Annotated in this window: 19 protein-coding genes, 1 pseudogene and 1 riboswitch; of the genes and pseudogenes, 1 reads left to right on the top strand and 19 read right to left on the bottom strand. The window is 55.0% G+C overall.

Annotated elements, in window-relative coordinates:
* Positions 1-13: 13 nt before the first annotated feature.
* From AR333_RS03855 to AR333_RS03775, 17 genes and pseudogenes are all read right to left on the bottom strand, one after another.
* Positions 14-910 carry an NAD-dependent epimerase/dehydratase family protein gene (locus AR333_RS03855; RefSeq protein WP_068773996.1) on the bottom strand — a complete coding sequence of 299 codons (897 nt, stop codon included), beginning with the start codon at positions 908-910 and terminating at the stop codon, positions 14-16.
* A complete protein-coding gene (locus AR333_RS03850; protein ID WP_068773995.1) occupies positions 892-1,722 on the bottom strand; it encodes an SDR family oxidoreductase in 831 nt (276 codons plus the stop codon). Before AR333_RS03850 ends, AR333_RS03855 begins: the two co-directional genes overlap by 19 nt.
* On the bottom strand, positions 1,719-2,705 hold the full coding sequence (locus AR333_RS03845) for a polysaccharide biosynthesis protein (RefSeq protein WP_068773994.1): 987 nt from the start codon (positions 2,703-2,705) through the stop codon (positions 1,719-1,721). The genes AR333_RS03850 and AR333_RS03845 overlap by 4 nt, the downstream gene beginning before the upstream one ends.
* Positions 2,695-3,786, bottom strand: a complete 1,092-nt coding sequence (gene wecB, locus AR333_RS03840) for a non-hydrolyzing UDP-N-acetylglucosamine 2-epimerase (protein ID WP_068775109.1) — start codon at positions 3,784-3,786, stop codon at positions 2,695-2,697. The genes AR333_RS03845 and wecB overlap by 11 nt, the downstream gene beginning before the upstream one ends.
* Before the next feature lie 201 nt (positions 3,787-3,987).
* A complete protein-coding gene (locus AR333_RS03835) occupies positions 3,988-5,715 on the bottom strand; it encodes a glycosyltransferase family 4 protein (RefSeq protein WP_172798797.1) in 1,728 nt (575 codons plus the stop codon).
* Positions 5,716-5,928: 213 nt separating this feature from the next.
* Complete coding sequence (locus AR333_RS03830) at positions 5,929-6,339, bottom strand: hypothetical protein (RefSeq protein WP_068773992.1); 411 nt, start codon at positions 6,337-6,339, stop codon at positions 5,929-5,931.
* Positions 6,340-6,453: 114 nt separating this feature from the next.
* A complete protein-coding gene (locus AR333_RS03825) occupies positions 6,454-7,620 on the bottom strand; it encodes a glycosyltransferase (protein WP_068773991.1) in 1,167 nt (388 codons plus the stop codon).
* A 27-nt stretch (positions 7,621-7,647) separates the two neighbouring features.
* A complete protein-coding gene (locus AR333_RS03820) occupies positions 7,648-8,751 on the bottom strand; it encodes a glycosyltransferase (RefSeq protein ID WP_068773990.1) in 1,104 nt (367 codons plus the stop codon).
* On the bottom strand, positions 8,748-9,623 hold the full coding sequence (gene rfbD / locus AR333_RS03815; protein ID WP_068773989.1) for a dTDP-4-dehydrorhamnose reductase: 876 nt from the start codon (positions 9,621-9,623) through the stop codon (positions 8,748-8,750). The genes AR333_RS03820 and rfbD overlap by 4 nt, the downstream gene beginning before the upstream one ends.
* Positions 9,620-10,639, bottom strand: a complete 1,020-nt coding sequence (gene rfbB / locus AR333_RS03810; protein WP_068773988.1) for a dTDP-glucose 4,6-dehydratase — start codon at positions 10,637-10,639, stop codon at positions 9,620-9,622. Before rfbB ends, rfbD begins: the two co-directional genes overlap by 4 nt.
* Positions 10,639-11,358, bottom strand: a complete 720-nt coding sequence (locus AR333_RS03805; protein ID WP_068773987.1) for a sugar phosphate nucleotidyltransferase — start codon at positions 11,356-11,358, stop codon at positions 10,639-10,641. Before AR333_RS03805 ends, rfbB begins: the two co-directional genes overlap by 1 nt.
* A 352-nt stretch (positions 11,359-11,710) precedes the next feature.
* Positions 11,711-17,323: a WIAG-tail domain gene (locus AR333_RS25590; protein ID WP_068773986.1), complete on the bottom strand. Its 5,613-nt coding sequence runs from the start codon at positions 17,321-17,323 to the stop codon at positions 11,711-11,713.
* A 319-nt stretch (positions 17,324-17,642) separates the two neighbouring features.
* On the bottom strand, positions 17,643-18,791 hold the full coding sequence (locus AR333_RS03795) for a glycosyltransferase family 4 protein (RefSeq protein WP_068773985.1): 1,149 nt from the start codon (positions 18,789-18,791) through the stop codon (positions 17,643-17,645).
* Between the two features lie 19 nt (positions 18,792-18,810).
* Entirely contained in the window at positions 18,811-19,146 is a 336-nt protein-coding gene (locus tag AR333_RS03790; protein WP_068773984.1) for a L,D-transpeptidase, read from the bottom strand.
* Between the two features lie 219 nt (positions 19,147-19,365).
* Positions 19,366-20,163: an alpha/beta fold hydrolase gene (locus AR333_RS03785; protein WP_068773983.1), complete on the bottom strand. Its 798-nt coding sequence runs from the start codon at positions 20,161-20,163 to the stop codon at positions 19,366-19,368.
* A 74-nt stretch (positions 20,164-20,237) separates the two neighbouring features.
* Positions 20,238-20,417: pseudogene (locus AR333_RS25270) on the bottom strand (carbohydrate ABC transporter permease); the annotation flags it as partial.
* Positions 20,418-20,539: 122 nt separating this feature from the next.
* The gene (locus AR333_RS03775; RefSeq protein WP_084783488.1) at positions 20,540-21,190 is read right to left on the bottom strand and encodes a glycerol-3-phosphate responsive antiterminator; all 651 of its coding nucleotides are present in this window, start codon (positions 21,188-21,190) and stop codon (positions 20,540-20,542) included.
* A 196-nt stretch (positions 21,191-21,386) separates the two neighbouring features.
* Positions 21,387-21,577, top strand: a riboswitch (Lysine riboswitch).
* Between the two features lie 120 nt (positions 21,578-21,697).
* Between AR333_RS03775 and AR333_RS03770 the strand changes: the two genes are divergently transcribed.
* Entirely contained in the window at positions 21,698-23,152 is a 1,455-nt protein-coding gene (locus AR333_RS03770; RefSeq protein WP_068773981.1) for an amino acid permease, read from the top strand.
* Positions 23,153-23,228: 76 nt separating this feature from the next.
* On the opposite strand, the gene AR333_RS03765 is transcribed toward AR333_RS03770, so the two are convergent.
* Both AR333_RS03765 and AR333_RS03760 read right to left on the bottom strand, forming a co-directional pair.
* Positions 23,229-24,764, bottom strand: a complete 1,536-nt coding sequence (locus tag AR333_RS03765; RefSeq protein ID WP_068773980.1) for a cation acetate symporter — start codon at positions 24,762-24,764, stop codon at positions 23,229-23,231.
* A gap of 34 nt (positions 24,765-24,798) precedes the next feature.
* On the bottom strand, positions 24,799-25,116 hold the full coding sequence (locus AR333_RS03760) for a DUF485 domain-containing protein (protein WP_068773979.1): 318 nt from the start codon (positions 25,114-25,116) through the stop codon (positions 24,799-24,801).
* Positions 25,117-25,353 lie beyond the last annotated feature (237 nt).

The raw sequence follows: 25,353 nt of genomic DNA, 5'->3' as shown, positions 1-25,353 counted from the left end.
TGTATGGCGTGAGTCAGACATGTCTGTAATAGTCCAGCGCATCCGACAGTGATTGCTCAAGCGGAATTCGCGCCGACCATCCCAGCGCTTTCAGAGCCGTTACATCCATTTGCCTGACAAGTTCCGGACGCGGTTTATTCTCAACCTCCAGCGGAAGCGCTGCTGAAGTGAGTGATTGGAAGACCGACACAATCTCGCCCAAGGAGCGCGGCTGCTCCGTCCCGATCGAGTAAACGGCGCCAGGCACTCCTTTGTCGAGAATGGTTTTGTATGCCGATACCGCATCCCGCACATCCACATAGTCGCGTTCTTCGCCCAGTGAGGACAGACGCAGCGGTTCGGGCGCCGCCCCTGTCTCCAGGCCGGCTATCTTACGGGCAAGCAGACCGCATATACCTGTGGAAGGACCCGGTCCGATCAAATTGGACGGCAGAGCCACCATGATCTGCTGCGAGAACCACAGGTGCCAAGCCTGGGCCGCATACATCAGCAGCATTTTACTAAAGCCGTACGGATGCGGAATCGGTTGTCCGTCAGCGGCTGTGCCAATCATGGACCCCACGGCAAGAATCCGCGTGTCCGGAAAAGGCCGCAGCGCCTCGAGAAGATACACCGAGGCCATCAGATTCGCCTGCAGGAACGAGCCGGGATCATTCCAAGACTCCGCTACCGAATTGCGTCCCGCCAGATGCAGTACTAGGTCCGGTCTGATTTCATGGACCAGACGAGAGACATCCTCCGCTCTTGTCAAGTCACAGACATAGGAGGTCCCGCCTGTGACCCGTGCGGAGTCATTCCGTACAACGGCTGCGACCTCCATACCGAGCGATGCAAAATACGAGCAGGCCGCAAGGCCTGTAAAACCGCTGGCCCCAGTGATGAGAATCTTTGTCACTCCCGCCACATCCATTCGCTCAATTCCTTCAGCATCGTATCGTAAGCGGGCGCAGTGTATCGGATCTCCGGCCGGGTGCTTCTGAGTGTCCGGTTGAGCTCTACGGACGAATCTTCGCGAATCTTAAGATCCGTCCGGCCGAACTGACTGCGGAATACATGCAGCAGTTCGTACTTGCTTATTTTTTCCGGAGCAGTCAGATGCACCAGTCCGGTTATTTCCGGTTTCACAAGGATATGCCCGATGAACTTGGCGAGCTCCAGTGTCGTCACGCCGTTCCAGTAAGCTCTCGTATATCCCTTCACTTCACCGGTCTGGCCAAGAAACCATTCCAGAAGACCGATCCCCCCCGTTCGGATCTCGGGCCCGATAATAGAAGTCCGCACCGTGAGATGAGGGGCTTCTATTACTTCACCAAGAGCTTTGGAACGGCCATACACGGATATACTGTCGGGCTCATCGTTCTCTGTATGGTCACCGTGACGGCCCGAGAACACGCAGTCTGTACTGATATGAATCAGCCGGCTTCCGGCATCCCGGGCCGCTTCAGCCAGATCGTGCGGGAAAATCCCATTAACGCGGAAGGCGTTAACGGGGTCAGCTTCGGCAAATTGGTTCAAGATGCCGATGCAGTTAATTACGGCATCCGGCCTGATCGCCTCCATCAGGCTGCGAATCCGGGTCATATCCCGGGCATCAGCCTGAAGTCCATTCCGATCGCTCCGATCCCGGGTCGTGTAGGCGACACTGTATGCGGGCAGTCTGCGGAAATATTCCACTAATAGGTGTCCTGCCATTCCCTGCCCGCCCACGACGAGCAGTTTCATGTGAGAAACCCTCCTTTGACCAACAGAGCTCTGATCTCATCTTTCTCCATGAGATTGTCTTTGGAAGAGAAGCTTGAAATATCAGCTCCTGGATAAGCGGAATAGTATTCTTTGAGTCCGGGAATATCGAGTGTAGGCAGAATAACCAGATACTGTTCGTCGTATAGAATGGTCGTCTGGCTTTCGAATTCCGTGAGCAGAATTTCGTGAATTTTCTCGCCTGGTCTCGTACCGGTCTCTACAATCCGAACGTCGCTTTTGCCAGAAGCTTCAATAAGAATATCCGCAAGGTCGATGATTTTGCATGTCGGCATCGTCATGACGAATATTTCACCGCCCAGACTTTCTTCCGAGGCTTTGAACAAGAGAGTAATGGCTTCCTCCAATGTAAGAAAGAACCGGGTCATCCCTTTATCCGTGATTGAAATTTGACTTTTCTCATGAATCTGCTTCGTGAACAAGTGAATCACGCTGCCGTTAGTCCCCAGCACGTTACCGCCCCGGACACACACGAATTTCGTCTCCGTGCGCAGCAGGTTGGCGTGTACGATCAGCTTTTCCCCGATAGCTTTGGTCATGCCGTAGAAATTGGAAGGATTGGCCGCCTTATCGGTTGAGATGTAGATCACTTTCTTCACATTGTTTTCAATAGCCGCTTCAATTACATACTGTGTTCCTACCACATTTGTTTTGAGCGCTTCATAGGGCTGTTCCTCACATACCGGCACATGTTTGAGCGCCGCCAGATGGAAAATATAATCGACTCCCGCACAAGCACGGATAAGCGCTTCCCGGTCACGGATATCGCCGATGCAGAAGCTGAGGCGGCTGTCCTCGAATGATCTCTGCATCGCTACCTGTGTCGATTCATTACGGGAAAACACAATAATTTCGTTCGGATTCTGGGGGAGAAGCTGCCGAATTAGTTCATAGCCCCAGGACCCTGTTCCCCCCGTTACCAAGATTCTCGTGTTACGAAACATGAAGGTTCCCTCCCAGCAAATATTTCACAACTTTCGCCGATACATCCGTATCCAAGTAGCCTTCCGGACAATGCCAGGAGCGAGGCAATTCTTTCATTAATCCGGCGGCATCTATAATGTTTTGAGCTTGCAGTCCCGACACAATATTGCTGCCGCAATCAATCGTCTCCGGTCTTTCTGTCGTTCTGCGGACCGTTACGGCCGGTACGTGGAAAATACAGCATTCCTCCTGAACGGTTCCGCTGTCAGTGAGCACACAAACGGCATTCTTCTCAAGCTTGACAAAATCGAAGAATCCGAAGGGCTCATGAAATTCTACAAGCGGGTGGACGGTCAAATCTTCCTTAGACAGCTTCGACTTGGTACGCGGATGCAGGCTGCAAATCATCCGCAGGCCGAATTTCTCCGCCGTACCGCTGAGCCCCTTCACAATCTCCTGCAGATGCGGGGAATGATCTACATTCTCAGCGCGGTGAATCGTCGCAGCCATATATTCGCCTTGCCTGAGCCCAAGCCGATCCAGCACGCTGCTTGCTTCTATTTGGGCAGCGTAATGCTGAAGAACCTCGTAAATCGGATTACCCGTGAGTACGATCCGCTGGCTCGGTACTCCTTCCCGGATGAGGTGTTCCTTGCTCTGTTTCGTATACGGCATATTAATCGTCGAGACCGCATCTATAATTCGGCGGTTCTTCTCTTCAGGTACCGTAAGATCAAAACAACGGTTGCCCGCTTCCATATGAATAACGGGGATCCCCATCCGTTCGGCCAGGATAGCCCCCAGAGCACTGTTGGTATCCCCCAGAAGAAGAACGCGGTCGGGCCGCTCCCGGTTGAAGATCGTTTCCAGTTCAGAGAATATAGTCGCCAGCTGGCCTCCCAGAGATTGCTGACGGTCCTGAAGCACATGGTCCGGCTGCCGCAATCCCAGTTCCCTGAAGAACACGTCACTCAGCGTATACGTAAAGTTCTGGCCCGTATGCACCACAACATGCTTTTCCGCCAACCGGTCCAGCTTCTGCATAATAAGGCTGAGACGGATAATTTCAGGCCGGGTTCCGAGCAGCGTCAAGATTTTCAATTCCTGCACCTTCCTTCCATGATTACCAAGCGATTGAGAAGCCTTCAGGGGATGGGGTCGCTTGCGCACATGAGCACGTTCAATCCGTTCTACCGGCTGCTCAGCCCCTTCCACTAGCTTACAGGCACCCGTTCGCAGCCTGACGGCTGACGGCGCCTTCGCGCAAGGCAGCGCTGCTCTGCGCGAGTGCAAGCTCCCCGCTTACCTTCGCCTGCGCCCCCTGCCCTTAGCGGCCTTCGCGCGGGCTCTGCTGCGCTGCACGCTTGCTGCCGGACGCGCCTGCCGCCCTAGCGCCGGCCTGCTTCCCGCACGGCTGCGCCTTGCAGAGCGGCTTTTGCCGGGCTGTGCCCGCCCGATGCGGCTCTTGCGCTCCCAGGCCGCGGACCGGACCTTGCGGAGCTTGCGTACGGATGTGCTCTTCCGCCCGGAGCGTCCGCTCCCGGCAGCCGCAGCCCGCCGTTTGCGGCGGGCGCGCATTCTCCGCCGCCCCGCACCTCCGCGACCCGGCCGGGGAGCCGCTTCACCGGAAGAGCACGCCGCAAATCCGAGCGGCTGTGAAGCAATCAGCGCCTGAGGCACCTGCACAGGTACCGGCGGCAAGCCGAGCAGACGGAGCTGCCCCGCTGTAACCGGGTAGCGGACCCCATCCCGCAGCACGTACAGCTGCGGATCGTTTCCGCGTACAAGGACTGCCGGCTTCGCTATGGCTGCGAGCACGGGAGAAGCGGCTGTGACGGCTGCGATCCGCGCCTCCATGCCTGCCAGCAGACTTTGCTGACGGATGCGGTACACGTCAATGCCGAACGCTTGCGAAGCCGCAGCGAGATTGCGGACCCCGGTCACTTCTCTCAGCTGCCGATCCGCAGCCAACTCCGCGATCCGTCCGGCGAGGCCGGCCACATCCCCTCTCATGACGAGAAAACGGCCATTATCCGTATGGTTCAAAATTTCTCTCAGTCCCCCGGAATCGAATGAGACAACCGGCTTCCCGAACAGCATCCCCTCAAGGGCTGTCATTCCGAAGCCTTCCTCTGCCAGACTCGGTACGACCACAACATCCATAGCCGGATAAATCTTACCGATGTCACGTTCGAAATCTACCCAATGAAACCGCCGCCCATAGCCGGAGACGGCCGTTTTCTCATAACATTGTCTGTAAAATCCGATGTCCGTCGCGCGTCCGGCTATTATAAATTGCACTTCCGGGCTAGCCGGACAGAGCTGCAAGGCCGCTTCAATAAAGTGCTCCAATCCCTTGGTCGGGTAAATATCCGATGATATATATCCGGCCAGAACCGTATCCTCGCTTATGCCGAAGCTTCCTCTCAACCTTTGTCTGGACTCGGCCCACTGCTCCGGTTGAATGCTCTCGGGATGCCAGGAAGGATACAACACCGGGTTCGCTTCACCCCCGGATCCCCCAAAAGCGGTGAGCGTCGCTTCTGATATACCCGCCACAAGATCTGCGTGTGCGTTAATATAAGTTACAGAAACCGGCGTAAACCCGGTGTCTATCATTTTCTCTGTGATCATCCACAGAACAGGAATCCCGAGCGCCTTGGCTGCCAGAGGCGGCAGCACATTCACACAAGTATTTACAATGACCAGCTCAGGCGCGTACTCCCCCAGCACACACAGCAGCCCGCTCATTGCTCTCCGTTCTTTAACAGGCAGATCCTCCAGCTGCTGCTGCAGCCCGGGCCCTGGCGTATATATTTCCCACAGCAGCGGATAGGAGACGCTAACCGTGTAAATACCCGCTTCCCTTGCTTCTTTTGACAGAATACCCTCGCCGGGCACGACCAGAATGCAATCATGCTGTGCTTTAAGTTCCCTTGCCATGAAGAGCAGCAGCTTCTCGGCTCCGGTTATATGTTCCTTTGAACAAAGGTGGGAGAAGAGCATAATCCTCATGCTTCGTGCGCTCATCGGCAACATACCTAAACCGCAGGTATGATGTTCACCTCCTTTTGTCTGGGTAGTACAATATATTAGCGGGGCATTCTTCACGGCACGACAGTTGAACCCGTATCATTCGTACAAATTTCAGAAGCACTCTTATGCCGGGGTACAATAAAAAGAAACGGGCTCGCCCCTGAACTGTAAAATCCGTTCCGGGAAGCCCGTTCCTATATGTGGTCATCAAACTTGAGGCGGATTCTGCAAATTTTGTTCTCCGTCAAGGAGTCCTTGTGCAAGACCTGCTTGAAACCCCGTATTATAGCCTTCATGAAACGCCTGATTGTATGCGGGGACAGCTGTTTTTCTGCGCTTTACAACCGTTTTCTTCCGGCCTTTGCGGGGAGCTGCCGCAGTTCTCCGTTTCGCTCTCATGCTGCTTTTCGCAGCGGCGGCTGCGGATTTTTTCCGGGAACTGCTTTTCCGGACGGAACGAGCCTGTTTTGTGCCCGCAGCACCGGTACCCGCTTTTTTTCCTGTCACAACCCGCTTGGATTTCAAACGGGCAGCTCTGGCCGCCTGCTTAGCGGTTGAACCGACGGGTCCTCCAGATGAGCGTTTTGAACGGCCCGCCGTTTTTTTATAGGTATCCATTGCTTGCTGTCATTCCTTCCTGACAGTCGGCCGGCAAGTAATCTTGCTTAAGCACTCCCTGTAGTATATGCCGCATGAACGGGGGCGTTCGTTGGACGAATTCTTCCGGAACCGCTATAAGACGGGGGCAATCTCGGGTTGTGCAGCAACCTGCACTTCCCCATCCGTGAAAACGACACGGAACAGCTCCGACAGCCTGTGTGTAAATGTATGCTCCCGCATCGTCTTATTGAGCCCCCGCAGCGCAATCTCCCTGCGTTCATCCTCGTGAGTCAGATAGTAATCCAATTTATCCCGCAGTTCCTCTGCCGAGGCATAGGTTACAATTTCCGCGTCGGGGATATAGAACCGGGATAGATCATCGCGGATATCCGTCAATTGAAGCACCCCGCAGGCGGATATTTCAAATGTACGCGGATTCGGTGAAATAGCCCGGATCCCCCTGCTGTTATTATTGAACTGTTCATCATCAAAAGCCCGGTGCAAGTTAATTACGATTTTGGACCCGTTGTAATAATCCGCCGTTTCTTCAGGCTCCATCCACTTGTTCAGATTAATCCGGCGGGCGAGCTTCCGGTACGAAGCCAAACGGTCCCACCACAGTCCTGAGAAGTGAATATCATGCTTCAATAAAGAAGGGGTAATGGAATTGAAGAGACTAACCCGGTTCCAATAACCCGACCCCACAAAACTTACCGCACGGTGATTATCGGCAGAGACTGCCTTCGGACGGTACATCCCGGGATAAACCGCCATAGGAAGATAATGAACATTCTTACAGCCATGCTCTATATAAAAAGCGACACAGTTAAGCTCCATCGTAAAAACATAGTCGAAAGCCAAAGCCAGATTCAGCGTCACATCCGTATAGTACGGATCATCCAGCAGCCACACCGCTGTGCGGATCCCGCATATCCGGATCAGATCCAGCTGATCGGGCGGCAGCATCATCGCATCCAGAACCAGTACAAAATCCGGCATTTCCTGAGCAGCCACCAGAGACAGCTCCGAAGTCGGCTGCGCCCATACGAGCTCCCTGACCAGAGGCCGGATAGTTTCGATGACCGCTGTATCCAGCGGGGAGTAAGGGAGTCCCTTACCCGAAGTTACATACATCACCTTCTTATCCCAGACAGGAACCGGTTCCTGCGGGATTTGCCGCATAATAGATTCGCAGCGGCCGAGACGGTATCCGGATTCAGCCCCTAAGGCGTATCCGTTCTGCCAGCCTTCGGCTTGAGCGGCTGCTGGCGTTTGCCTTCGTTTCTTATGAGCCGGCACGTCATCTCATCTCCTTTTCCGCAAAGATTATATGGATGTGAAAACAGGGCCCAGAAGCCTGCCTATCCGATCTGCGAAGGTATGCTCCATCCGGGTGCGCCATAATCCTCTCACCGCCACAGACCGTCTGCTTTCCTCATGGTTTAAATAGTAGAAGATTTTCTCTGCACACTCTGCCGGGGTCTGGAACGTCTCAATCTCGGTCCCGGGCACATATAAATTCGGCAGATCCTCCCGGACATCTGTCATTTGAAAAGCGCCGCAGGCCGATATCTCATACGTCCGGGGATTAATCGAAAGGCCTCTCATCCCAGCCGAATTTTTACTGTATACCGGATCAATCTCTCCCCTGTGAAGATTCAGAACAATTCTGGCCCCATTGTAATAGCGGACCGCTTCTTCCATCGGGCTCCATCCCAGACGGATTCCGCTCCGCAGCCGCTTATAATGCTTCAGACGATCCCATAGAGCGCCGATCAGGACAATTTTGATGCCCGGTACGAGCGGAATCAGCTGATTGAAGAAATCAATGCGGTTGGGGAAGGCATTGCCTATAAAACAAACATCGCTCAGATATTCCGGACTGACAGGCTGCGGCATAAAAATATGTTCGGGTGCAGCGAGCGGAAGATGGTAGACATTCCTGCATCCGAGCGAGACATAATAAGCGGCTGCATTACGCTCGTGCGTAAAAACATAATCATAATGAGCGACGAGTTTGGAAGTTAAGTCCATGAAATACGGATCATCGGCGAACCAGATCGCTGTAAGGATACCGAGCTGCCGGATCTGGTCTATCTGAGCAAGATGATCCTTCGGAAAAACGTGGAGACCGTTCAGAACCAGAACCAGATCAGGCATGCTCCCTAATGCCGTCTCCAGGATGCCGTCCGGTCCGCTCACGATCAGTTCCCGCACCGCTCCCGTCAGAGCTCGTTCAATTCCGATATCAATCGCCTCGAATCCTTGTTTGATAAACAGAACCCGTTTGTCATACAAGAAAACCGGTTTCGGCGGAAGCTGGGCAAGGACGGTCTGACAGGTGCCGATACGGCGTCCCGCTTCCCAGCCCCGCTGGTATCCGTCGTTCCAGGCCTCCTGGATGCCTTGTTTAGCGTAAGAAGCGCTCATTGCCGATCCCCTGCATCTTCTTCAATAGCCGGTAAATCGGCTTGCAGAAAATGATGAAGCGCTTCTTTCCAGGGTCTAAGCGGTGTTACTCCGATTCCGTGAATCACCGTATCCGCCAGCGCCGAATGCTGCGGCCGCGCTGCGGGCAGCGGGAAATTTTCCGCTGTCACCTGCTCCATCCGGACATCCGGAATGCCGAGAAAGTCGATAATTTCACTTGCAAATTGATAGCGGGTGCAGACACCCGCATTCGATCCGTGATAGGTGCCGTAATGCTCCGTCTCGATCAGATGCCCGATTAACTCCGCCAAATCGTAGCTGTAAGTGGGTGAACCAAATACATCTCCCGCCATCTGCAGCGGACTGGCCCCTCTGGCTTTCTCAATAATTTTGGTGACGAAATTACTGCCGCTCCGGCCATACAGCCAAGAGGTGCGTACAATAAAATGCCGCTCGCACAGCATCGAGACGAATTTCTCGCCGTGCAGCTTGGAAGTACCGTACACACTGATCGGATTCGGTTTGTCTCTCTCCGTGTAAGGAGCTCCCTTGGCTCCGTCGAAGACATAATCGGTGCTGACATAGACGAGCTTGGCACCGCTGCGTGAAGCGGCTGCCGCCATGTGCCATGTGCCAACCGAATTGACCCGATAAACGGCCTCCGCCTCGCTCTCCGCTCCGTCCACATTCGTATAGGCAGCCGCATGAATGATGACGTCCGGACTGATTCGGTTAACAACCGCTTCAACCGCCGTATCGTCTCCTACATCGAGCTGTCCTCTTGTGAGCGCATGCAGTTCATGCCGGGCGGCAAGCACACGTATGAGATCCCGGCCCAATTGGCCGCCGGCCCCCGTTATAAGTACCTTCAAGAACGCCCGCCCCCTTTCAGGTAAGGGTGGTTGCGGTACTCTCCGCTCAGAATGGACTCCCACCAGGAGCGGTTCGCCGTATACCAGCCGATTGTCGCGCTCAGCCCCTCTTCAAAGCCGCGCTGAGGCTTCCAGCCAAGCTCACTCGCAAGCTTGGCAGCGTCAATCGCATATTTCCTGTCGTGTCCGGGCCGATCTGCGACAAATTCAAGAAGACCTTGGGGAAGGCCCAGCTCCTTAAGCACCCTGCCCGCCACCTCCAAATTGGTGCGTTCATTTCCTGCGCCGATATTGTAGACTTCACCCGGCCGGCCCGCTTCCAGAACCGCGTGCAGCGCCGAACAGTGATCGTCTACATGCAGCCAATCCCGGATATGAAGGCCGTCTCCGTAAATCGGAAGCGGCAGATTGTGCAGGGCGCGGATGATCAACGCAGGAATCAGCTTCTCCGGAAACTGCATCGGGCCATAATTGTTGGAGCAGCGCGTCACGATAACGGGATAGCCGAACGTCTCGTAATAGGCGCGCGCGAGCAGATCGCCGCCTGCCTTGCTGGCTGAGTAAGGGCTGTTCGGAGCCAGTGGCGTCATTTCTGTAAAAGCCCCCGGTTTGTCGCCAAGAGAGCCGTACACCTCATCCGTGGAAACCAGAATGAATCTAGGGACAGCCGCCCGTCTCGCCGATTCAAGGAGCTGCTGAGTCCCCAGCACATTCGTCCGGACGAAGGCGGCCGGCTCCCGAATACTGCGGTCCACATGTGATTCTGCGGCAAAATGTACGATCGCATCGAGTTCCGTTTCCCCCATGAGCCTATCCAGCAAACCCGCATCCGCCACATCCCCGCGCAGGAATGTATACGTGTCCGAAGGGACCAGGTCCGCCAGGTTATACGGATTCCCTGCATACGTCAGCAGATCGAGGTTGATAATCCGGTCCCCCGGATTTATCTTGCGCCAATAACGGATGAAGCTGCTGCCGATAAACCCCATCCCTCCGGTTACAAGGAGTGTGCCCATTAAATCTCCTCCTTCCGGATGTGGGCAGCCGCTTCATAGAGCGATTCATGCGTACCGGCATCTACCCACCAGCTTTTCAGCATGCGATAGGTCAGCTTGCCCGCCTTGGCGTACGCATTATTTACATCGGTAATCTCCAGCTCGCCCCGGCGGGACGGTTTGCAGCTGGTAACAAGCTGAAACACTTCGGAATCATAGAAATAAATCCCCGTCACACAGTAAGAGGATTTCGGATTGGAGGGCTTTTCTTCAATAAAAGCAATCCGTTTATCTCGCAGAACCGGCACCCCGTAGCGCCTGGGATCGGACACCTCTTTTAACAGCACCATGGCTCCATCGGCCTGCTTTTCAAAATCCGCAATATAGGGCTGCAAAGAATCATGAAACAAATTATCACCGAGAAGCAGGACGAATTTCTCCCCTTGCCCGATATAACGCTCCGCCAGTCCCAGAGCCTCGGCTATGCCGCCCGCCTGCTCCTGTATGGCGTAGGTAATATTCATGCCCCACTGCGATCCGCTGCCCAAATACTCCGTATAGAGTCCAGCCGACTGCTTTCCTGTCACGAGCAGCACATCCAGAATACCGGCTTCTTTCATCTTCTTAATGGAGTAGTGAATCATGGGATACTTTCCAACAGGCAGAAGGTGTTTATTGATAATCGTCGTCAGGGGCCGCAATCTGCTTCCTGTGCCGCCTGCCAGTATTACTCCTCTCACAAGGCATACCCCTTTCCTCCAGACTTTGCCGCCTATAAGAACAGCCGCCGCAAGCCTGAATGCTCCTTCTTTACTCCCACCCTGATATTTCCATTTCTTCGTCCGTATTTTCCATCTTCCATCGAGATAGGTATATGCTAAATCATATGCTTTTCCCTATATAGGGAACTGGGACTCTTGACTATATCGTGTAAAATTGGCCTTTGTACCCGTAATAGGTGTCATGGTTGTTTAAGCCTGGAAAAGAACGTGTGCGGAATTGCAGGCAAACCTTTCTAACATGCATATAGACAAAAAACAGAGGATGATACGCCATTGTTACAGACGTATCATCCTCTGTTCTATAGTTCGTTTATACTTTGGGACCTACTGCAATCCAGTTCAAGACCGCATCGAATTCAACCTGCGGCTGTGTACGGATGATCGAGATTACAGCCGATTTTGGCGTCTTGTGTTTGCACACGGCGTAGCACGCCACGTGGCTGCTGGTTGCGACGAGAACATAATCCTCACTCGCGTATGCCTCCTCAAAAGCAATGCCGATCTCCAGTACTTCATCCCGTTCCTGGAAGCGGAAGGCGACTAACCCGAATTGCTGAATGGTCTCTTGCTTGGAGGATACCTGCAGCGCTCTGAAAGCGAGCTTGCTCGGTTCTATGGAAGCAGGGGCCAGATGCTCCGACCGGACGGCTTCCGGGGCCAGCTTAGCTTCGGTAACGGAACCTTCTGACAAGTGGATCTGCTGGACCGCTCCTGTTGCTATCTTGGTATTCGTTACGCTGCCGTCCTCCAGCTGTCCGTGCTCGATAAGACCAGGCTGCAGATGCTGGGCTCCGATAGAACCCGGTGCGATTTTACCGCCTGTTACAGAGGCATCCGCCAGATGGATTTCTTCTACCGCATTAGGCTTCAGATGATCGGAACCGATACATCCCTCCGCCAGCTTGCCGGATGTAATCACCCCTGGAGCGAGCTTCTGCTCCGTTATCGCTCCGTCGGCGATCAATATCGGCAGAACTGACCCGGCCTGCAGGTGCTGACTTGCTACAGAGCCAATGCGCAGGTGTTCTTCACCGATGCTCCCGGAGGTAATGTGCCATCCTGTGATAACGCCTGCCGCCAGCGCTTCGCTCGTCACCGAGCCTTCTGCCAGCGCTTCACTCATCACCGAACCCTCGGCCAGCGCTTCACTCGTCACCGAGCCTTCAGCCAGTGCTTCGCTCGTCACCGAGCCTGCCGCCAGCGCTTCACTCGTCACCGAGCCTTCCGCCAGCGCTTCACTCGTCACCGAGCCTTCCGCCAGCGCTTCACTCGTCACCGAGCCTGCCGCCAATGCCTCGCTCGTCACCGAGCCCTCCGCCAATGCCTCGCTCGTCACCGAGCCCTCCGCCAGCGCTTCACTCGTTACCGAGCCTTCTGCCAGCGCTTCGCTCGTCACCGAGCCTTCCGCCAACGCTTTGCTGGTCACCGAGCCTTCCGCCAGCGCTTCACTCGTTACCGAGCCTTCCGCCAGCGCTTCACTCGTCACCGAACCTTCCGCCAATGCCTCGCTCGTCACCGAGCCCTCCGCCAACGCTTCGCTGGTCACCGAGCCTTCCGCCAGCGCTTCACTCGTTACCGAGCCTGCCGCCAACGCTTCGCTTGTCACCGAACCCTCGGCAAGCGCTTCGCTCGTCACCGAGCCTTCGACCAGTGCCTCGCTGGTCACCGAACCCTCGGCCAGCGCTTCACTCGTCACCGAACCTGCTGCCAGCGCTTCACTCGTCACCGAGCCTGCCGCCAATGCCTCGCTCGTCACCGAGCCCTCCGCCAATGCCTCGCTCGTCACCGAGCCCTCCGCCAATGCCTCGCTCGTCACCGAGCCCTCCGCCAGCGCTTCGCTCGTCACCGAACCTGCTGCCAGCGCTTCACTCGTCACCGAACCTTTAGCCAGCGCGGTTCTCGTCACCGATCCTTCGGCGAGCGCTTCACTCGTCACCGAGCCTTCCGCCAGTGCCTCGCTGGTCACCGAACCCTCGGCCAGCGCCGCTTCCGTCACGGCACCATCTGCCAGTGCCTCACTCGTCACCGAGCTTGCTGCCAGCGCTTCGCTCGTTACCGAACCTTTAGCCAGCGCGGTTCTCGTCACCGATCCATCTGCCAGCGCCGCTCTGACTACCGCACCATCCGCCAACGCGGTTTTCGTTACCGAACCATCGGCCAAGGCGGCTCTCGTGACCGAACCTTCGGCCAGCGCCGCTTTCGTTACCGACCCTTCAGCCAGAACTTCACTGGTTACCGAACCTTCCGCGAGCGCAGCTCTTGTCACCGATCCTTCAGCCAGCGCCGCTCTCGTTATCGAGCCTTCCGCCAGGGCGGCGCTTGTCACCGATCCTTCCGCCAGCGCGGCTTTCCTCACGGCACCTTCGGCGAGAGCTTCACTCGTTACGGAACCTTCGGCCAGCGCTTCACCGGTCACCGAGCCCTCGGCCAAAGCCGCCTTTGTCACGGCGCCCTCTGCTAACGCTTCGCTGGTCACCGAGCCTTCTGCCAGCACCGCTTTCGTCACCGAGCCTTCCGCCAGAGCGGCTCTCGTTACCGAACCTTCCGCCAGGGCAGCTCTCGTCACCGAGCCCTCAGCCAGCGCTATTCGGGTTACCGAGCCCTCCGCCAAGGCGGCATTCGTCACCGAACCCACTGCGAGCGCTGCACTTGTTACCGCGCCTTCCGCCAACGCCTCGCTCGTCACCGAACCTTCCGCCAGCGCTTCACTGGTCACCGAATCTTCGGCCAGCGCTTCGCTCGTCACCGAACCTTCCGCCAGCACTTCGCTGGTCACCGAGCCTTCCGCCAACACCGCTCTCGTTACCGAACCTTCGGCCAGCGCTTCGCTCGTTACCGAGCCCTCGGCCAAGGCGGCTCTCGTTACGGAGCCTTCCGCCAGCGCGGCTCTCGTCACGGAGTTCTCCGCCAGTGCAGCTCTCGTTACCGAACCTTCCGCGAGCGCAGCTCTTGTCACCGAACCTTCCGCCAGCGCTTCGCTGGTCACAGAGCCTTCCGCCAGCGCTTCGCTCGTCACCGAACCTTCCGCCAGTGCTTCGCTCGTCACCGAGCCTTCCGCCAGCGCTTCGCTCGTCACCGAGCCTTCCGCCAGCGCCTCGCTGGTCACCGAGCCTTCCGCCAGTGCTTCGCTCGTTACCGAACCTTCCGCCAGCGCTTCGCTGGTCACCGAACCTTCTGCCAGCGCTTCGCTCGTTACCGAACCTTCCGCGAGCGCTTCGCTTGTCACCGAGCCCTCAGCCAGCGCTTCGCTCGTCACTGAACCTTCCGCCAGCGCCTCGCTGGTCACCGAACCCTCTGCCAGCGCAGCTTCCGTCACGGCACCGTATGCTAGCGCCTCGCTCGTCACCGAACCCTCGGCCAGCGCAGCTTCCGTCACGGCACCATCTGCCAGCGCCTCGCTTGTCACCGAGCCCTCGGCCAGCGCAGCTTCCGTCACGGCACCGTATGCCAGCGCCTCGCTCGTCACCGAACCCTCGGCCAGCGCCGCTTCCGTCACGGCGCCCTCTGCTAACGCTTCGCTGGTCACCGAGCCCTCGGCCAGCGCCGCTTCCGTCACGGCACCATCTGCCAGCGCTTCGCTGGTCACCGAGCCCTCCGCCAGCGCTTCGCTCGTCACGGCACCGTATGCCAGCGCTTCGCTCGTCACTGAGCCCTCCGCCAGCGCAGCTTCCGTCACGGCACCGTAAGCCAGCGCTTCGCTCGTCACCGAACCTTCCGCCAGCGCCTCGCTTGTCACGGACCCTTCCGCTAATGCTTCGCTCGTTACCGAGCCTTCCGCCAGCGCTTCGCTTGTCACCGAACCTTCCGCCAGCGCCGCTTCCGTTACGGCACCGTCTGCCAGATGAAACGCCTCGATCGTTTCCGCTGCAAGATGGTACCCTTCCACAATTCCGGGCGTTAAATGATGGCTGCCGATTGAATTTTCAGCAAGGTGCCCTCCATTCACCGCCTGATCGGATATTTTCGCAGCCGTTACCGCACCGTTTGCTAAATGTACGGACTGAATCCCCAGGGGCTGGATGTGCTCGCTTTCGATGGAGCCGCGTGCGATTTTACGATTCGTTACACTATTGTCGTTCAGTTTGGAAGTGCTCACGGCATAATCCGTCAACTTGTCGGTCGATACCGATTCCGTCGCCAGCTTCGATGTAGTGACGGCTTGATTAGCCAAATGCATGGTCAATACGGCATTCTCTCCGATATGCCGGCTATCGACTGCATTAGAAGACAGCTTAGACGCAGTAACGACTCCGTCTTTAATCAGTTCCGTCGTAATCTCGGCCGCACCGATATGCCGGGAGGCGATTTCCCCGTCTGCAATATGTGCCGCATGGACCGCGCCTTCCGTTAAATGGCGCGGCTCGACAGCACCTCTGGCCAATTCCTGCGGTCCGACCGCTTCTCCTGCAATCTGGGCCGAGCCGACTGCTTCGTCCGCAAGCTTTTCACCCGTAACGGCACCCGGTTTTAAATGATCTTCTCCAATAGCTTCCACGCCGACATGCTGTTCGGTTATTGAATTTTCCTGAATATGCCCCCCCGATATTGCGCCGGGTGCAATTTTATTGCCTAGAATAGCGCCAAGCTGAATATGTCCGGTCGCGATACTCCCCGGTGCGATTTTGATCTCGGTGACGGCCTCATTACGGATTTTATCTGTTGTAATCGTATCGTTGGCAAGTTTGGCCGAATTAATGACGTAATTGCCCAGATGGCGGGAGAGAATCGCGCCGCTTTTGATTTTCTCCGAGGTTACCGCCTGATCCTCCAATCGCTCCGGGGTAATGCTGGCTTCCGCTAAATGATGGGTTTGGATCGATTGGGGAGCAAATTTCGCCGCGTCAAAGGTCTGATCGGCCAATTTTTCCACCGTAATGCTCTTATCTGCGATTTTATCGGCTGTAATGGAGCGGATCTGGATATGATCCCCGTTAACGATGCCGTAGCCCAGATGTTCCCGGAGAACGGCTCCCGTAGCCAGTTTCTCACTCGTTACACTGCCGTCCGCCAATTTGGAACGGTCTACGGAAAAATCCTGGAGAGAACGCGTTCCGATGCTGTAAGGTTTAAGCTTCGACTCATCTATCGCACGGCTTGCGATTTTCTCCCCTGTGACAGCCGCTTCGACAATATCATCGGTATAAACGACCGCCTGGCCGTTTTTTTCATCTTTCCGTTCGTTCAGGAGGATCAGTGGCGAACCGCTTTTGGGAGAACGGGGATCCGGATTTTTATCTGAACTCCGGTCCGGATTTTTGTCCGGGTTTTTGTCGCTGTTTTTACTTTCTTTAGCCGCAGCCCCGCCGCTTTCCTGCGTAACGGTCTCTTTCTTAGATAGGACTGCTTTTCTGCTTTCCGTCTTCACGTTTTGGGCTTTCGGGCTTCCCGGCTTATCAGGTACTAATTCGGACACCACCGGTTCCACAGGGGCTGCTGCCTGGATCTCTTTTCGCTCTGCTGCTTCTCGTACTTCTGGTGTCGGGACAGAGATTTTATCCTTTAGAGTATCCGCTGACGCTTTCACGGAACGGTCCCCCTTATCCTGCAAGGGCTCCTCCTCCGTCTCCTCATCATCCTCAATCAGAAACTCCAGCAGTTCCTCTTCCGCAAACTCCAGATCGGAATGATCTTGCGGAATCTCGGACAGAACCGGATTGCCGGTAAGCTTCTTATTGGTTAACAACCCTTCCGATTTCCCTCGTTGCAGACCGGCAGGCTTAAGCTTTACGGACTGCTTCGAGTTATTTTCAGCGGCAGGGCCGCCCTTCTTAGTCTCTATTTCCGTTTTGGATATCACCGCATCACCGCGTTTCTTGCTCCGTTTGGATTCCTCATCCAACCAGTTGAGTTCGTTCATGCTGGCGTTATATTTACCTGAAGCGGAACGCTTGCCGCTCCCCGCCGCATTTTTCTGCTTCTTCATCTACATCTTCCTTTCCGGATCATCTCACTTCTATATCATATGCAGGCATCTACTCCGGTGTTTACGCCTGTTATTGAAAAATACCGCAGATTTCTCTCTTCCCCCTGGACCTACAGCCGATAATGACATTTGTTAAGCTCCTGCAAATACATTTTTCGGACCATCCAAGAGATCGGTTACGCGCATAAAAAAGAACCGCACGCATGTTGAACTGCTCCTCCAATTGTTAGACATCACCTAACAATTGGAGGTCAGTTCACATGTGCGGCCCTTTTCCTGTAGAACGCATTCCTTCAAAATAACTGACTTTCCGTTTCGTTTAGTTCAAAAGCTCATACAGAGCACGCTGCCGCTCCGCCATCCGCTCCCACGTATACAGCTCCGAGGCGCGCAGAAAGGCCTGCTCGCCCATCCTGCGTCTAAGTTCTTCATCCGCCAGTATACGGCTGATCGATTCCGCAAGGCCCGCTTCCACTGCATGAGCCGGCACGAGAAGTCCTGTCGCTTCGTGCATGACAATCTCGGGAATCCCCCCGATCTCCGTAGCTACCACAGGCACTCCGCAGGACATCGCCTCTACGTTTACGAGGCCGAAAGCCTCGCTGCCCAGCGAAGGAACCGCCACGACATCTGCCAGCCGGAACCAGGCCGGAATCTGATCGTGGGATACATAAGGGATGAAGCGGATCCGGCCCGGATACCCCGATGCAAGCCGCTTTAACCGCTTCACATAGGCCGTTTGCCTGGAACTGCCGTACCCTGCGCCGCCGATCACGAGCAGCACCGCATCCGGGTGGGCGGCGAACACGGCAGGCATCGACCGCAGCAGCGGCTCGACGCCTTTCATCGGAAGCAGTCTCCCGGCGAACACGATGATTTTGTGCCCGGCAAGTCCCAGGGAAGCCAGCATCTCCTGCCGGGCTTCTTCCTGGCTCCAGCGGGGAACGAAGCTGGCCGGGTCTGCTCCCAGAGGGTTGACCACCACCCGGTCTGCAACGGAGGGTACACGCGAAATGACCTGCTGCCGCAAAAATTCGCTGTTTACGAAGATGAGATCGGCGCACCGCAGGCATTCCCCCACTTCCCTGCGCCCGATGTGCGGCTTCGAAATAAACGTGATCGAATGCAGACCCAGGCAGATCTTGGCCCGCTTCATCCGTTTACGCAAGTACCGGACAAAACGGGGACGATTCTCAACCTGAATGACGTCCGGCTTCAGCTTCATCAGCTTGCGGCAGACGGCAGCGATGTAAGGCTGCCCCCCCTTGAAGCTCGGCCTCACGTAAGCGACCCCGCCTATTTGTTCACGGGCGGGCCTTAGTCTTGTTCTCCTGCCAAGAACGGTTACCCTGGCAGCTGAACTAAGCCTGTCTGCGAGCCGTTCCACAACATGTTCAACCGAGCTGCTCGTTCCCGAAGGAAGTGCAAACGAACCCGGCGACACAATAGCGATTGATGTCCCGTTCATTACACACCTTCCTTCCCTCCTACGGATGAATGTTTACGACCGTACCGATCGGCACTACTTTCGCCAATGCGAGCACATCGGGATTCTTCATCCGGATGCACCCGTGCGATGATCTTTTGCCGATTGAAGACGGATCGTTCGTCCCGTGAATGCCGTAATGCCTCTTGGAAAGACCCATCCAGAAAGCTCCGAAAGGCCCTCCCGGATTCGGCTGTTTGTTGATAACCGTGTACGTCCCGACCGGTGTCTGCGTTACGAGTTTCCCGACCCCGACCGGATAACTGTTGACCGCTTTGTCATCCTCATAGAGCGTAAGCTTGAACGCCGATATATCGATATCGATCTTATAGGTCACTTAAGCGCCCACCTCCGATTCTGCCTTCCGCAAATCTCCCTGCACTAAGATATGTCGGTATGACACGCCCCGTATGGGTAAATGGACAATAATGAACGCTTAAGCTTGTGTGGTTCCTCTTTTGCCGCAAAAAAAAGAAGACACCGTACGATTTGTACGAAAGTCTTCACCCGAACTCATTTGTTTACATCTGCGAAGGATACTTCTGAAAGAGCAGATTCATTCAAATAGCAAGGACGGAATCTCCCCTGTAACGAACCAGGATTCCAGAGTTTTATTAAATAGTTCAGGAGCCGCCAATGAAAAGCCGTGTCCGATTCCCGGAACAATCAGACATTGGGCGTTAGGATGGCTGGCGGTAATTTTGAGGGCCGATCGCTTCATGATCCCTCTTTCTTTTTCCCCGGCCGTCACTAAGATTCTGGCCCTGCTGCTGCCCAAATTCCGGGGAATCTCGTAGGACATATTCTCCCGCAGTATGGTGATCAGCGCATCCGCGCTCAATCTCTTGCTGTCCGCGTAATAAGATTCCCAGTATTCCGTTCCTATGGACAACTGTTTGGCCTGCAGCTTGGAGAACGTCCGGTTACGAGTCAATCCGTGCGTTAATCGAATAGAAGGTGCGATCAGGCTGCGCATTACCGGCATCGGAATGACCAGAGCACTGTCGATCACGGCGTAACTGATCAGGGTTGGAGCTAGTCCCAATATCTCAAGAGCAATCTGGGCGCCCAGTGAGAATCCGACTAGATGAACGGCCTTGCCGCCCGCTTCCAGGCGAATGAGGCCGACCAATTCTTCCGCACACCCGCGTATGGAGAAAGAGCCCTCAGAACGCGCTCCGTGGCCTTGCAGCGCAGGAACCATACAGCGGTATTGCGTAAAATAACGGACCTGCTTCTCCCACATCCAGCCCCCAGCACCGCCGCCGTGCAAAAAAACAAGAAGCGGAGCATCCCGATCGCCATGTGCTTCGTAAATCTTATAAGTTTCGTCAGCTTCATACGTAAAAGTCACAAGCTCCCCAGCTTCCCCTCATTCAAGATGCTTTTATTCTAGCATGAAAGGAGGAACGGAACGGTCTTCATTCGTTACTTCATGCCGGACTGCATGAAACTGTTCATGAACCGGCGCTGGAACAGTGCGAATCCCGCCAGCAGAGGCGCCATGACGATCAAAGTAGCGGCGCTTACTTCGGCCCACTGGGCTCCTGTCTCGAATGGCTGGGCAAAGATCGCCAGACCCGCAGTGAGCGGACGGTTCTCAGACGTGCCGTAACATAGGCCCGCCGGAACCTCCGCGGGTTCTTGCCGATCCTATCTATGGTGATGACGCATATAGAGTTTTCTCCTCGTCTCAACCCTTGCCCATTCAGTTGGTTACCAGCCGATATCTATCTGTGCAGTGTTACCCCTGTGTGTTGGCGGATTGGAGAATTTGTAAAAACGTGTGTATCCGCCGTCCCGGTTAGAACTCTGTCGTTTGCCCATAAAGCCCGGCTGCCCATAGAAACCGCAGCCGCACCAGCCTCAAGCGCCGCCTCCACCTCTTCATGGTGATGAATCAGCCCCCCTGCAATAACCGGGATCTGCAGCCGCGAACTAACCTCGGCAATGACACGCGGAAGCAGGCCCGGCATGATTTCAACCGCATCCGGTTCACTCTGCTGAACGTTGGCAATCCCGTTATCCAGAGCCGCCGAATCAATGAGAAACATGCGCTGGATCGTAAGCAGGCCCTGCTTCTTCGCATGCTTGATCAAGTGCGATTTCGTTGAAATGATACCCGTCGGCTGAACCTTCTCCGCCAAATATTTGACGATAATCGGATCATTGCCGAGCCCGTTAATAAAATCAACATGCAAGAAAACCTTTTTGCCGGCATCCAGTACCTGCCTGACGTAATCCTGCACGGTAAATAAATCGCCTACCAGAAGAAACACAACCGGAAGGTCGCTTGCACAGGCAGCTTTTAAGTCTTCGGCCCTGCGGACCGCTGCAATGATTCTCTGCGAACCAAAATCACCTATACTTCTTCTGCTCATAGTCACCCTACTTTCTTAACTTGCTTCTATCGTACAGGCCCGGTGTTTCGTCCGTATTATCGTAATGTTTTCCCTTTGTAAAAAAGCCGCAATGAGTACGCTTCCAGTTTCTCCTATTGCCTGAAAACGACTTTTTCTCTATACTTGACGTAGCCTGTCATTATACAAATTTTATAGCAGAAATCCTCATCCATTCCGATGAGGTAGAGGTTGCGGATGCTATCAGTAACCCGGGGGAGACGAACAGAGACGTCTGCGAAGCCGGGAGAAAGGAGCAGCCGCCGAAATTCGGGACATCTTCTCAGATACCGGATTGGGTCCGCATTCGAATAGAAGCGGAACTGTCACTACTGCCCTTCCAAGCAGCGGTGATGCGCTATCTTCATGGAAGACGAGATAGAAGCAGCAGCCGCCGGAGAACCTTTCGGCGGCTTTTTGTTATCACATCTTATTAACCGCCGGTCAAGTAGCGCACCAAATTAAATTTGAAGTACAGAGGTGTTCATTATGAAACAACCGTCCTCCAGCCACTCTTCGGGAGAATTAAGACGGGGCCTGAAAGCGCGTCACTTGACGATGATTTCACTCGGCGGCTCGATCGGAACGGGACTATTTCTGGCAAGCGGCGGAGCCATTGCCTCTGCCGGACCTGGCGGAGCCCTGCTGGCCTATGCGGCTATCGGCATTATGGTTTATTTTCTCATGACGAGTCTTGGCGAGCTGTCTGCCTATATGCCCGTATCCGGTTCCTTCTCCACGTACGCTTCCCGGTTCATCGATCCGGCCTTCGGCTTCGCACTCGGGTGGAACTACTGGTTCAACTGGGCGATTACTATTGCAGCGGAATTATCGGCAGCTACGCTGATCATGAAGTTCTGGCTTCCGGACAGCCCTTCGATTATATGGAGCGTGCTGTTCCTGCTGCTGATGTTCCTTCTCAATTACTTGACTGTCAAAGGGTATGGAGAATCCGAGTATTGGTTCGCCCTGATTAAAATCGTGACGGTCATCGTGTTTATTATCGTAGGGATTCTCATGATTTTCGGCATCATCGGCGGCGAGGCCGTCGGTTTCAGCAACTTTACACTAGGCGATGCACCGGTTAACGGAGGCTTCATGGCCATTCTCGGCGTCTTCATGGCAGCCGGTTTCTCATTCCAGGGAACCGAAATTGTCGGGGTTGCCGCAGGTGAAAGTGAAAATCCGCGTGAGAACGTGCCCAAAGCCATCCGCACCATTTTCTGGCGCATCCTGCTGTTCTACATCCTGGCGATTTTCGTGATCGGCCTGCTCATTCCGTATACGAACCCGAATCTGATCAGCGGCGACATCGAGAACATCGCGGTCAGTCCGTTCACACTCGTGTTCGAGAAAGCCGGACTAGCATTTGCCGCTTCCGTGATGAACGCAGTCATCCTGACGTCGGTTCTGTCTGCGGGCAACTCCGGCATGTACGCTTCTACGCGTATGATCTTCACCCTGGCACGCGAAGGCAAAGCCCCTCGTTTCCTGGGCAAGCTCGACAGCCGCGGCGTGCCTGTCTTCGCCCTGCTGGCAACGGCAGCGGTCGGCATGTTCGCTTTCCTCGCCTCCCTATTCGGCGACGGGGTCGTCTACATCTGGCTGCTCAACGCTTCCGGTATGTGCGGTTTCATCGCATGGCTCGGAATCGCGCTCAGCCATTACCGCTTCCGGCGCGCCTTCAATCTTCAAGGGCGCAGCCTGCAGGAGCTGCCTTACCGGGCCAAATGGTTCCCGTTCGGCCCGATTTTCGCTCTGTTTATCTGTATCGTGGTTATTCTCGGCCAGAACTACTCCGCTATCTCCGAGAACGGCATAGACTGGCCGGGTCTGATCGCCTCATACATTGGAATCCCGTTGTTCCTCTTCGTATGGCTGGGTTATAAATTCACCAAGAAGACCAAGGTGATTCCGCTGCAAGATTGCAAGTTTGATGAATAGCAGATGTAAGCAAAGAAAGAAGCCAGTCCCGCATAGGCGGGTCTGGCTTCTTTTGTTCGAAGGTGAGGCTGCTTCGTTACATATTCATATTGCCCACGTTCGCTTTAACGACAATCTCGTCAAACTTGGCGCCGGATGACTTGTTCTTAGACAAGATCGTGCCCAGATACGCCCCCAGGAAGCCCAGCGGAATCGAAATAATGCCCGGATTGGTCAGCGGGAAGATCGGATTTCCTACGAAGATCGCCTTGCCCGCTTCCGGGCTCCAGACGCTCGGACTGAGCGCTACGAGAACCAGTGACGAGATTAAGCCGACGAGCATGCCCGTAACGGCGCCTGTGGTGTTGAACCGTCTCCAGAACACCGTGAACAAGATAACCGGCAAGTTGGAGCTTGCTGCGATCGCAAAGGCGACCGAGACCAGGAACGCCACGTTAAGCTTGGATGCGGCAAGAGACAGAATAATCGAAAGAATCGACACGCCCACAGATGCCCAGCGTGCCACCTTCATCTGCTCCGTCTCGCTCGCCTGCCCCTTGCGGAGAATGTGGCTGTAAAAATCATGCGCAAAGGCCGATGCGGCCGACAGAACGAGCCCTGTGACAACGGCCAAGATGGTGGCGAACGCAACGGCGGCAATGAAAGCGAAGAAGAAATCGCCGCCCAGAGCCCGCGCCAGCAGCGGAGCAGCCATGTTGCCGCCCTTATCTTCGGCGATAATGTTGTCATAGCCGACGAAAGCGGCCGCTCCGAAGCCCAGGAACAGCGTCAGCACGTAGAAGATCCCGATGATCCACGTCGCATAAACGACCGAGCTGCGCGCAGTCGGCGCGTCTTTTACCGTGAAGAAACGGATCAGGATGTGCGGCAGGCCGGCGGTACCCAGCACAAGCGCAAGATTAAGCGACAGCGTATCCAGCGGAATTTTATATTTATTGCCCGGGTCCAGGAACTTTTCTTTGAGCGGTGTCGCGGCCTTCAACTGGTCGAACATTTCTGTCAGACTGAAGTTGAATTTCGAGAAAACGACCAGCGACAGGACGAAAGTTCCCCCCATAAGCAAAACAGCCTTAACAATTTGTACCCAGGAGGTGGCTGTCATGCCGCCGAACACGACATAAACCGTCATCAGGAGGCCTACGATCAGGACGGACGTGGTGAAGTCGAGGCCAAGCAGCAGCTTGATCAGGGCCCCCGCTCCGACGAGCTGGGCAATCATGTAAAAGGTCGAGATTGTAATGGTATTCAGAGCGGCCACGCCGCGGATTTTCTTCTCATTGAAGCGGGCGGCAATCATATCCGCCACTGTATATTTCCCCAGGTTTCTCAGCGGTTCGGCAACCAGGTATAGAACGACGAGATACGCCACAAGGAAACCGATACTATAGAAGAAACCGTCAAAACCGGCGAGAGCGATCGTACCTGCAATACCCAGGAAGGATGCGGCCGACATATAGTCTCCTGCGATAGCCATTCCGTTCTGCCATCCCGTCAGACCGCCGCCTGCGGTATAGAATTCTTCCGTTGAATTCGTTTTTTTGGCCGCAAAATAAGTAATTAACAGGGTCAGCGCTACAATCCCCAGAAACAACCAGAATGCCATCAAATTCACTGGACTTCCCTCCAAAAGTAGAAATGAATGCGGATTAGCCTCTCATCTGTTGTTTGATTTCCTGAACCATGACATCGAACTTCGCAGCTCTCCGGGAATAAAGGATGCACAGCACCCAGGTCATAATAAATTGAGCAAACGCAAATACCCAGGCCCACGAAATAGGGCCGATTGCAGGAGTGTTAAGCACGGTAGTGTACGAGGTAAGAACCGGCAGCGTAAAGTAAAACGCAAAGAAAAACAAAGAGAGCGGCAAAATAAACTGCCTTTTTTGTTTCAACAGCTTTTTAAACTGGCTCGACTGCACAATCTGGGTGTAATTAATCTCCTTAGCCTTAGTCCTTTTTTTCATTCACTGCCTCCTCCTATCCTATGTTCAATTAAAGTAAGCGCTTTCAAATGCTCCTTTTTTATTATAAACTAATCTTGACATTTTGTACCAGTTATTTTTTGAGGTATACCCCCCTCCGGCCAAAATCCCTTCCTGTAAACCAACAAGGATAACAGTCGGCATCCTGCTTGGCCCTTTGAGATATAACGAGCCGCACACCCTGTACGATCCAGCCATTGTGGCTCTGCCCCCTGTCTG

Origin of the sequence: Paenibacillus sp. FJAT-26967, from assembly GCF_001541095.1 — a bacterium.
In the GTDB taxonomy this organism is placed as follows: Bacteria; Bacillota; Bacilli; order Paenibacillales; family NBRC-103111; genus Paenibacillus_F.
The sequence above is the reverse complement of the archived record's forward strand: the minus strand, read 5'-3'. Positions and strand labels throughout refer to the sequence as shown.